Below are 10288 nucleotides of genomic sequence, written 5' to 3'. Positions count from 1 at the left end.
CTCTCAACGGTCCCGGGGTCCCCGAACTGGGCGCTCAAGCGTTCTTTCCAGTCGGCGTGACTGTCGGCGCGTTGGCTTTCCTCGGTCCAGACCTCGGCGGTGAGAATACTGAAGGGGTCGCCTTCGGGCGTGAACTCGTAGAGCAACAACCACCCCGACGGGTTCCCGGCGCGTATCGTGGTCCGTCCGTCGGTTTGAACCTTGTACTGCTCAATTTCCCAACCGAACTCCCCCATTGCATCGCGAACCGCGTCAGGCCCGGCGCCGAGGGGAAACCCCGGCAGGAAGGGATCGGAGTAGCCGAGGGCCGCGGCGGTCGGCAGAAGGCCGAGAAGTACCGATAGGTAACTCAACCGATTACCGCCTAGAGGAAGGTTATGCAGCAGGTCAGGGTGGCCGCGCCCCCCGAGGCTTCGGTGATTTCGAACCACACCTCCATACCGGGGATGTTCCAGTAGTGGAACGTCTCCGAGTCCACCATGGGTTTCCACAGGTCGAGGCTTAGCGGGTAGACGGGGATCTCTTCCCCGGCGCGGCTCGCCGAAGTGAGAACGGGAAAGACCGCGATCAGCAACAGGAGCCTCTTCACTTATCCCCCCCTTTGTTCAGTTGATTTTTAACTGTCCACCGCCGATCCCTCCACCGGGCTGGTTGCCGGCGGCTTTCCCCTCTGACTTGGTTAATCGGGCGTGGCGCGCCTTTCCAGCGATCGGCGCCGGTTTACAATATCCTGAGTTGGTAGATGTTGACCATGGTGGTGGGCATCGAGCTCTCGCCGGAGATGTAGGTCTTGTCGAAAAGCTTTATCTCGTAGCCCGAATTGGACCAGTGCGCGAAGTGCTCGTCCTCCTCGACCGGCTCGCCGTAGTACATCTTCAGCCAGTCGTACCATATCTTGTACGCCTTTTTGCACCCCGCGATGGATGGCCATTGCTCGAGATAACTCATGAAGGTGAGCCGACCGTAAACGTCGTATTGGTAGATCAGCGTTCGGTTGTCCTGTCTGCCATGGATTTTGTAGAGCGGGTTGTTATAGATGTCGGACCAATCGTCAGTTGTTTCCCAGCCGTTCTCCTCGAGGGCGGTTTTAACCTGGAGAGGTAGGGCTTCCATGAATAGGCCGTCGAGGAAGGGATCGGGCAGCGGCTGCGTATCCGCGGCCGCCGCAAAGGTGGCCAAAAAGAGCGGAAAAATGATTATCCAACCGATGCGCATGGTTCCACCTTCTGGATGTTGTGGTTCGATGTGGGTTACGTGGGGATGATAGTCGCACGCCCCGACATGGTCAAGGACTATGCGCCCCCGAGCTCTCCCCGTCTTTGCGCCGTTCGGCGCGAGCGTCGGTTCACGGAGACGGGATGGACCGGGGGCCCTGGATGACGGGCGGAAATCCTGCGATCAGTCCTCTCCGTGCTTGATGATGACTTCGTTCTCGGTGGGAAGGACGTAGACGGTTTTCGGGAAGATGTTTATCATCACGGTGGGCATGGTGTTTAGGTCGTCGAAGAAAGTCCGGTCGTACAGCTTCGCCTCGTAGCCTTCACGGGCCCAGTGGGGGTAACCGTCATCCCCCATATCCGATGTACCGAAAATGCTATTCAGCCAGTCCGACCAGGTCGAGCACGCGTTGTCGCGCGTCTTGATGGATGGCCACTGCTCGAGATATTTCAAGTGGTAAAGCCGGCCGTAGACGTTGAACTCGTAGAAGAGCCTGCGGTTTTCCTTCTCACCGATGACGCGGTAGACCGGGTCTATGTCGAGGTTGTACCATTCCGAGCTCGTCTCCCAACCGTCCTCCTTGAGAGCGGCCTCGACCTGGAGGGACGTGTCCCCGATGAACAGGCCGTCGATAAAGGGATCGGGCAGCTTTTCGGCGTCCTCGGCCGCCGCCGTGATGGCCAGGCACAGGGGAAGAAGTACTAAACACCCGATACGCATGATTCCACCTTCTGATGCTGTGGTTCGATGAGGGCCTCCTTGGGATGATAATCTCGCGCCCCGACCGGGTCAAGGGCGGTGCGCCCTTCGTCGCTCCGTCGTCCGGCGAGCGCCGGCGGCGGTCAATTAAAGAATATCTCGACCGACAGGCGCGGGCCGTCCTCCCCGGGGGGGTAGTACTCCACGTGGCTGTCGTGGGCCCCGCCGGTCCAGTAGCACCCGAGGACGGGCCCCGTACCGCTTTTCAGCCCCGGCCCCAGGAGCGCCTCGTACCCTTCGCAGAGCCGCCGGTACTCGGCTTCTAGGTGGGTGAGGGTCTCGTCCGATCCGTCCTTCGTCGTGAGGCCGTAGGAAAGGTGGAGCACCCGCCCCGCCTCGTAGTTGGAGAGGTACACCGTTATCTGTTCGTCGCCGAACTCGGTGTGGCGGAAAGCGGATGGCTCTTCCAACAGCGTCGCGGCGATGAGCCACCCCTGGGAGTCTATGGCCTGCGCAACCGCGCCGTACGATGTGTCGTGGGGGTTGATGCCGAGGATAGGCTCCCGGGCCGCGTCTTCTGACATGGCAAACACCGTCGGGATCAGGGTGAGAAGAAGGAGAAGGGAGCGTTTTGCCAAGGGCATTACTCGCTCCGCTCGTTTCGCCGGGGCGATACTCGGTTCGCCGGGGGCGTAGCTCGCTACGCTCGGTTCGCTTCGTTTTGCCGGGGGCATAGCTCGGTTTGCCGGGGGCATAGCTCGGTTTGCCGGGGGCATAGCTCGCTTCGCTCGGTTCGCTCGGTTCGCTCGTTTCAAGTCGCCCACCCGCTTCCGCGAAGAGGGGTACCGTGCATTCCGAGCCCGGTAGGGTGAAGATGCCGATGGCGTCGCCCGCGGGGCCCGGACCCGCTCGGTTCATCAATCCCAGGTGACCGTGACTAGGAGGTCGGCGCCCTCGATGTGCAGCGCTATCGTGTACATGCCGGGGACGATCCAGAGCTTCGACCCGTCCGTGCTCATCGCGGCCGGGTTATCCCAGACCTTGCAGATGCGCTCGGTCCACGTGCCCAACTTTCCCTCTAGCGCCACCGAAGAGGGCCCCTGGAGGGTGTACTCGGCGAAGGTCTGCGAATCCCCGCTGAAGCGGTACTCCAGCCGCTCGTCGCCCCGGACGCCGATGCAGATCTCATCGGACGACTCCTGCTGGGTGTACCCCGCGTCCGTCATGGCGTCCAGCACGGCGCCGGCGTTGGCCCCGAAGGGAATTTCTTCGAGGAAGGGGTCCATCGGTGCGACGTTGGCGGCCATAGCGGCGGTGAAGGCCAGGATTATAAACGCGAAGCTCTTCATGGTTCACTCCTTTGGATATTACCGCGGCCGAAGGCGCAAACGTCCCCCGTCGGAGAGTATCGCCGGTCGTGGCTAGGGCGTCGTCCGAGCCCTCGGGGTGAAGTCGCGCGATGCGGGCTCGGGTCGCGGCCGGTCCAGGGGTGGAGACTGCTTTGTGCCGAGATCGGCTCGCCCCTCCGGCGGTTATACGGTGGTTCGGTGGTGCTCGGTTCCCACTGCGCGTCAGTCGCTCTCCGGCTCGCGGAGCGGGACGAGGTTGACCCAGACGGTCAACCTTGTGCTATACATCGGCGCCAGGATGAGCTCGATCCGGCTCATGTCCCGGCCGGGCCAGGTGTGGACGACTCCGGCGTCCGTGGCCTCGGTCTCCCCTGGCCCGATGAGGTAATCGAAGGCGACGATTAGCCGGTCGAACTCCGCCCTCGCCCGCTGGGCCCCGCCCTCGATTTCGAGCCAGGGGACGTAGGTGTAATCCACCGTGAGGATGTCCTGGTGGGTTTTGCCAGGGGCATAGCTCGGTTCGCCAGGGGCGTAGCTCGCTTCGCTCGGTTCATCCGGTGTCGAGGCGGCGGGGGTGAAGGTGAATGTCAGGTGCTCGTCGCGGCCGTCACCCACATAGTCGGCCGTCACCTGTTTCTCGTCAGCCTCGATCTGGGTCCAGCCACGCTCCGCAAGAACACCGGTCATGTAACCCATACTGGTCGCCACGACGGGGGTGCCGAGAATCGGCTCGACGAAGTCCAGCACCCCGGCGTCGGCCAGGCAGAGGGCGGTCATGGCAATGAGAAGAATCCCGGTCTTTCTCACAAACGACCCCCTTGGTATGAGTCTAATTAGTGAATTATAGTCCAACCGGGGTCGGGCTTCAAATGGGTTTTGCCAGGGGCATAGCTCGCTTCGCTCGGTTTGCCGGGGCATTACTCGGTTCGCCGGGGGCGTAGCTCGCTACGCTCGGTTCGCTTCGTTTTGCGCCCGCGGTGGGTGAGGGCTATCAGGCCAGAAGGGATTCCACGGCGCGCGCTATCCCCGGGGCGTCCAGGCCCAGCTCGGCCCGCAGCTCCTCCTGGGTGCCGTGGGTGATGAAGCGGTCGGGGATGCCCAACCGCCGAACCTTGATTCTCCCCGAATCCAGGAGGCCGCGGTCGGCCAGAAGCTCCACCACGGCCGAACCGAAGCCGCCCTCGAGGGTGTTCTCCTCCGCGGTGAGGACGCGGCCGGTTTTCTCCGCCCATTCCACTATCAGGTCCGCGTCCAACGGCTTGAGCCAGCGGGCGTTGATGACCGCGACGCTGCGACCCTCATCCGCCAGCGCCTCCGCCGCCTCCACCGCGGGGAGCACGGTGGAGCCGAGGGCCACGATCACGGCCTCGGTCCCCTCCCGGCGGAGCTCGCCCTTCCCGATGGGAATCTCGTGGAGCGGCCGCGTGCGGTCCACCCCGACGCCCTTTCCCCGGGGGTAGCGCACGGCGAATGGCCCGGAGTGTTTGTATCCGGTGTAAAGGAGGTGGCGCAGCTCGTCCTCGTCGGCCGGGGCGCAGGCGGTCATGTTCGGGGCGCTGCGCAGGTAAGTCAGGTCGAATGAGCCGTGGTGGGTCGGTCCGTCGCTGCCCACCAGGCCGCCCCGGTCCACGGCGAAGAGCACCGGCAGGTTCATCAGACAGACGTCCGTCACCATCTGGTCGTAGGCCCGCTGGAGGAAGGTGGAGTAGACGGCCACCACGGGCTTCATCCCCGAGATGGCCAGCCCGCCCGCCAGGCTCACCGCGTGCTGCTCGGCGATGCCCACGTCTATGAACTGGTCGGGCAGGGCGTCGGCCAGGATGTCGAGACCGGTCCCGTCGGGCATGGCGGCGGTGATGCCCACCACCCTGGGATCCCGGGCCGCCAGCTCGGTGACGGTGCAGCCGAAAATCTCCGTGTACGTGGGCGTCGGTCCGCTCACGTGGCACACACCGGTGGCGGCGTCGAACTTCCCCAGGCCGTGGAACTTCGTGGCGTCGTTTTCCGCCGGTTCGTAGCCCTTGCCCTTGACCGTCACTATGTGGAGGAAGACCGGCTGGGCCAGGTCGCGCACCGTTTTCAGGATGCCGACGAGCTTGGGCATGTCGTGGCCGTCTATGGGGCCGAAGTACAGAAAGCCCATCTCCTCGAAGAGCATCCCCGGCGTGACCATGTTCTTCAGCCCCTCCTCGATTTTGCGCGCCAGGGAGAAGATGCCCATCCCGATGCCGGGTATCTTCTTGACTATCTCCTGGACCTGCTTGCGCAGCGAGAGGTAGCTGCGGGTGGTGATCATCCGGTTGAGGTAGTTCGACAGCGCCCCCACGCTCTTGGAGATGCTCATCTTGTTGTCGTTGAGGACGACGAGGAAGGGTATCTTGCAGCGCCCGGCGTGGTTGAGGGCCTCGAAGGTCATGCCGCCGGTCAGGGAGCCGTCGCCGACCACGGCGCACACGCGGTGCTTCTCCCCCTTGTGTTCCCGGGTGAGAGCCATCCCCAGCGCGGCGGAGATGGCCGTCGAGGCGTGCCCCACGGCGTAGGTGTCGTAGGGCGACTCCGAGGGTTTGGGGAAGCCGGAGATGCCGCCGTACTGGCGCAGGGTGGAGAGGAGGTCCCGCCGGCCGGTCAGCACCTTGTGGGCGTAAGCCTGGTGGCCGACGTCCCATACGATTTTGTCGGCGGGCGTGTCGAGCGCGTAGTGGAGGGCGATGGCGAGCTCGACGGCGCCCAGGCTGGGGGCCAGGTGGCCGCCGGTCTCGCTCACCGTTTCGATGATGTAGCGGCGCAGCTCGCCGGCCAGTTCCGTGAGCTCGAAGAGGTTGAGCCGCCGGAGGTCCGCGGGATCATCTATCCGGGGCAGCAGGCGGTAGGAGGGATCCATGGGCCTCTATTGCGCAAGGATTGACGGGGGGATTATAGCACGGGCCGGTCTGAGCGGCCCGGCGGGTGGCGGTCAACGGGCGTCCGGTCCCCGCTTGGCGCGGTGCAGGCGGCTCTTCAACATCCCCAGCACGTCCTTGAGCTCCGGCGTGCGGAAGAGCCAGGCGGAGATGAAGAAAACGACGGCTCCAATCGCGACCCCGCCCAGGCCGACCCACAGCTTGGTCATAAGACGGGCCGTTTCGGGAGCGAAGCCGGAGAGGCGCACCCAGAGCCAGAGGGTCACCGCCATCACCCCGCCGGCGGCCAACAGGCGCCAGCCGGTGTTGATAATACGTCGCAGACCGATCCGGCCCACCTTCGCCCGCAGGCGCCACAGCAGCCACCCGAGGTTGACGAAGCTGGCGATGGCGCTGGCCAGCGCAAGCCCACCCTGTCGCAGCCACCACATCAGGGCCAGGTCGAGGACGACGTTCACCCCGACGGCGATCGCCGCGGCGATGACCGGGGTGCGGGTGTCCTGCCGGGCGTAGAACACCGGCACCACGACGCTGACCCCAATGTATCCCACCAGCCCCAGGGCGTAGAAGAGCAGCGCCCAGGAGGTTTCGTAGGTCGCGGCGACGTCGAAGGCTCCCCGCTGGTAGAACAGCGCCACCAGCGGCTCGCGCAGCAGAATAATGCCCAGGGTGGCGGGGATGGCGACGAAGAGTGCCAGCCGCAGGGCGTAGTTCATCGTCCCCTGCAGCTCGCCGTGCTCCCCCCGCGCCGCGGCGGTGGAGAGCGTCGGCAGGATGGCCGTCCCCAGCGCCACCCCGAAGACCCCCAGCGGGAATTGCAGCAGCCGCTCGGCGTAGTTCAGGGCGCTGATCATCCCCTCGCCCAGGAGGCTGGCCAGGGCGTTGTCCACCAAGAGGTTGATCCGCACCACGGCCAGGCCGAAGAGCGCCGGGATCATCAGCTTGACGATCCGCCGCAGTCCGGGGTCCTTCAGATCCAGCACCGGCCGCCAGCGTCCGCCGACCGTCCCCACCCCGATCCCCAGGGTGATCACCTGCAAGACGCCGCCCGCCAGCACCCCCAGCGCCGCGCCGAAGATCATCTGCTCCGGCACGTTGCCGAAGAGCGGCACGATGGTGTAGAGGGAGGCGATGAAGACCAGGTTGTGGATGACCGTTCCGGAACTGGGCAGGCCGAAGCGGCGGTAGGCGTTGAGCAGCGACATAAGCACCGCCGCCAGCGTCATCAGCACCATGAAGGGCAGCATGGTCCGCGTGAGGCGCACCGCCAGATCGAGGTTGCCGGTCTCGACGAACCCGGGGGGCGATGACCCGCAAGAGCCAGGGGGCGGCGAAGATCAACAGTCCCGCCGCCAGGCCGGTGAAGAGGGCGACGGTGTTGAAGAGGTTATTGGCCAGCCGCCAGGCCGCGGCCTCGCCCTTGTTCTCGCGGTGGTGTATGAATATGGGGAGGAAGAAGGCCGCCATCGCGTTCTCGCCCAGCAGCCGACGGAAGAAGTACGGCAGGGCGTAAGCGATGCGGTAGGCGTCGTTGATCGCCCCGGCGCCGAAGATCGCCGCGAAGGCCATCTCCCGCGCCAGCCCCAGGAGGCGCGAGACGAGGGTCATCCCTCCGACGATCCCCGCCGAGCGGATGATCCTCGCGCCGGAGGGCGGGCCCGTGTCCGGGGGCGGAGCGGGACCGTCGTTGACCGGTTGCTTGGGGTCTTCGTCAGCCATGGTGCGGTGTGCGGTTAAGTCGTTTGCACGGAATGAGAAGATTGTAACATCCGCCCACCGATTGAAAAACCTTATTCACGGTGAAAATCGGGGGCTTGAGACCTCCGGCGGTAAAGAAAGGGGACGGCCGCGCGCCGTCCCCCGCGTGTTATTTTGCGGCGGTCACTCGGCCGGGTGCCACTTCGTCCCCTGGGGGGTGTCTTCCACCTGGACGCCCATCGCCGCCAGCTCGTCCCGTATGGCGTCGGCCCGGGCGAAGTCCTTGGCCTCCTTGGCCGCGGCGCGTTCGGCGAGCCTGGCCTCGACGATGGCGGCGTCAAACTTCGCGCCGGTCGTTTCACGCCCCAGCCGCAGGCCCAGCGCCGTGTCGAAGCCGAGAAGGGTCTCCCGGGCCAGGGCGATTTCCTCTCGGTGAACCATGCCGCCGTCGAGCATCCGGTTGACCGTCCCCAGCATATCGAAGACGGCGGCCAGTGCGGCGGAGATGTTCAGGTCGTCGGAGAGGGCGGTGACGAAGTTCTCCTTGGCCCGGCGAATGACGGCGCCGGCACCGCTTCCCTCCGTACCGGCCTGACCCGGGGGAGTGGCGGGGGCCGTTTCACTCTCGCGGTCCAGGCGGCGCAGGAAGGCCTGGAGCTGCTTCAAATTCGTCTCCGCCCCGGACAGGGCCTCGAAGGTGAAGTTCAGCGGCTTGCGGTAGTGGGTGGACTCCAGGAGCAGCCGGACGGCCAGGGGGTTGTGCCCCCGCGCCAGCACGTCGCGCAGGGTGAAGTAGTTCCCCTTGGACTTGGACATCTTCTCGCCGTCCACGACGAGGTATCCGCAGTGGAGCCAGTGGCGGACGAATTTCTTCCCCGACGCGCCCTCGCTCTGGGCTATCTCGTTTTCGTGGTGGGGGAAGATGTTGTCGTGCCCGCCCGAGTGGAGGTCGAGGGTTTCGCCGAGGTGCTTCTGGGACATGGCGGAGCACTCGATGTGCCAGCCGGGGCGCCCCGGGGGCAGAGGCGAGGCCGGGTCGTACTCCCGCGGGTTCCAGGTCGGCTCGCCTTGGCGGGCTTTCTTCCACAGGGCGAAATCGCGGGCGTCCTCCTTCTCGTACTCGTCGGTGGAGACGCGGGCCCCTACCCGCACGTCGCCCACCTCGATTCCGGAGAGAAGGCCGTAGCGCGGGAATTTCTTTATGGCGAAGTACCAGCTCCCGTCGTCCCCCTCGTAGGCGTAGCCGTTGGCGGCCAGGGCGCCGATAAGGCGGACCATCTCGGGAATGTGCTCGGTGGCCCGGGGGTAGACCGCCGCGCGCTTGATGTTCAGCGCGTCTATGTCCTCGAAGAAGGCCTGGATGTAGGGCGCGGTGTAGGCGTCCAGGCGCCGCCGCATCTCGTCGGCGGGGACCTCTTCCCGCGTGGGGTTGGCGCCCAGGATGGTCTTGTCGTCCACGTCGGTGAAGTTCATCACCTGGCGGACCTTCCAGCCCAGGTATTCCAGCGTGCGGACCACCTGGTCCTCGAAGATGTAGGCGCGGAAGTTGCCGATGTGGGCGTAGTTGTAAACCGTGGGGCCGCAGGTGTAATAGGTGACGGGCGTGAGCGGGTTACCGCGCGCGGGGCTGTCTACGGGCGGAAACTCAAGAAGCTGCCTGGAGTAGGTGTCGTAAAGTCTCAAGGGGGTGGCCATGGCGCACCTCGTCTTCCGCTATAACGTTTTTGTGGCCGCCTGCCGTCGGTTTCCCGCGGCGGCGCAGCCGTAACTGACCTTCACTGAAGGGGAAAGATTTAAGAAGGCGGCGGGCGCGGCTACCGGATGGTCGGCCGACCCGCCGGCCGACAGCCACAGAGGAGAAGGAACGTCTGGTGAGGTGAGGTCATGGCGTAACCGGGTTTTTTTCTACTGCACCCGAATGGTAAGCCAAAGGCCGGTCGCAGTCAAGAGCGAATTGCGGTGGTCGAATCCGATTGCGGGGCGGTGGTCCGTATATGCTGTGCGCTCAATGTAGGGCGGGGACTTTAGTCCCCGCCGCTTTTTTCTAAGGCAGCCCTCACCCTTAATCCCTCTCCCACAGGGAGAGGGAGACAGCTTCACCCCTCACCCTAACCCTCTCCCCAGAGGGGAGAGGGGACATGTGGCAGCCCTCACCCCGGCCCGTGCCTCGCTAATTGCGATGCCGTAGGGGCGACCCGTAGGACAAGTCCTCTGCGGTCGCCCGCGGGCCGACCTGAAGGTCGGCCCCTACGTGATATCGTGTGTTTCGCAACGTAGGGCGGGGATTCCATCCCCGCCGCTTTTACGTTCCCTACCCTGACCCTCACCCTAACCCTCTCCCTAAACGGGAGAGGGGACATGCGGCAGCCCTCACCCCCATCCCCGTCGGCGCGCCGCTCCTGCGGGGAAAGGGAAACGGCGGGC

10 protein-coding genes and 1 pseudogene are annotated in these 10288 nt (G+C 65.1%); 1 reads left to right on the top strand and 10 read right to left on the bottom strand.

What is annotated here, in order from left to right:
- The 9 genes and pseudogenes from NTW26_07680 to murJ all read right to left on the bottom strand — a co-directional run.
- A partial coding sequence (locus NTW26_07680) for a hypothetical protein (protein MCX7022133.1) occupies nucleotides 1-353 on the bottom strand: 353 nt, incomplete at its 3' end.
- Nucleotides 354-364: 11 nt separating this feature from the next.
- Nucleotides 365-589, bottom strand: coding sequence for a hypothetical protein (locus NTW26_07675; protein MCX7022132.1), 225 nt, complete (start codon nucleotides 587-589; stop codon nucleotides 365-367).
- Nucleotides 590-720: 131 nt separating this feature from the next.
- Nucleotides 721-1215 carry a hypothetical protein gene (locus tag NTW26_07670; protein MCX7022131.1) on the bottom strand — a complete coding sequence of 165 codons (495 nt, stop codon included), beginning with the start codon at nucleotides 1213-1215 and terminating at the stop codon, nucleotides 721-723.
- 183 nt (nucleotides 1216-1398) lie between these two features.
- Nucleotides 1399-1938 carry a hypothetical protein gene (locus NTW26_07665; GenBank protein ID MCX7022130.1) on the bottom strand — a complete coding sequence of 180 codons (540 nt, stop codon included), beginning with the start codon at nucleotides 1936-1938 and terminating at the stop codon, nucleotides 1399-1401.
- A gap of 122 nt (nucleotides 1939-2060) precedes the next feature.
- Nucleotides 2061-2501: a hypothetical protein gene (locus NTW26_07660; protein MCX7022129.1), complete on the bottom strand. Its 441-nt coding sequence runs from the start codon at nucleotides 2499-2501 to the stop codon at nucleotides 2061-2063.
- A gap of 333 nt (nucleotides 2502-2834) precedes the next feature.
- Nucleotides 2835-3266 (bottom strand): hypothetical protein, encoded by a 432-nt coding sequence (locus tag NTW26_07655; GenBank protein MCX7022128.1) that lies wholly within the window; start codon nucleotides 3264-3266, stop codon nucleotides 2835-2837.
- 222 nt (nucleotides 3267-3488) lie between these two features.
- A complete protein-coding gene (locus tag NTW26_07650; protein MCX7022127.1) occupies nucleotides 3489-4073 on the bottom strand; it encodes a hypothetical protein in 585 nt (194 codons plus the stop codon).
- A gap of 184 nt (nucleotides 4074-4257) precedes the next feature.
- A complete protein-coding gene (gene dxs, locus NTW26_07645; protein MCX7022126.1) occupies nucleotides 4258-6147 on the bottom strand; it encodes a 1-deoxy-D-xylulose-5-phosphate synthase in 1890 nt (629 codons plus the stop codon).
- A gap of 72 nt (nucleotides 6148-6219) precedes the next feature.
- Nucleotides 6220-7455, bottom strand: a pseudogene (gene murJ, locus NTW26_07640) (murein biosynthesis integral membrane protein MurJ).
- A 17-nt stretch (nucleotides 7456-7472) separates the two neighbouring features.
- On the opposite strand from murJ, the gene NTW26_07635 reads away from it, so the two are divergent.
- A complete protein-coding gene (locus NTW26_07635) occupies nucleotides 7473-7679 on the top strand; it encodes a hypothetical protein (GenBank protein MCX7022125.1) in 207 nt (68 codons plus the stop codon).
- Nucleotides 7680-8047: 368 nt separating this feature from the next.
- On the opposite strand, the gene cysS is transcribed toward NTW26_07635, so the two are convergent.
- On the bottom strand, nucleotides 8048-9559 hold the full coding sequence (gene cysS / locus NTW26_07630) for a cysteine--tRNA ligase (GenBank protein ID MCX7022124.1): 1512 nt from the start codon (nucleotides 9557-9559) through the stop codon (nucleotides 8048-8050).
- Between the last annotated feature and the right edge of the window lie 729 nt (nucleotides 9560-10288).

The sequence above is a fragment of the bacterium genome, from assembly GCA_026398675.1.
Taxonomy (GTDB): Bacteria; RBG-13-66-14; RBG-13-66-14; order RBG-13-66-14; family RBG-13-66-14; genus RBG-13-66-14.
Note: the sequence above shows the minus strand (reverse complement) of the source record. Positions and strands in the feature narration are given on the sequence as shown.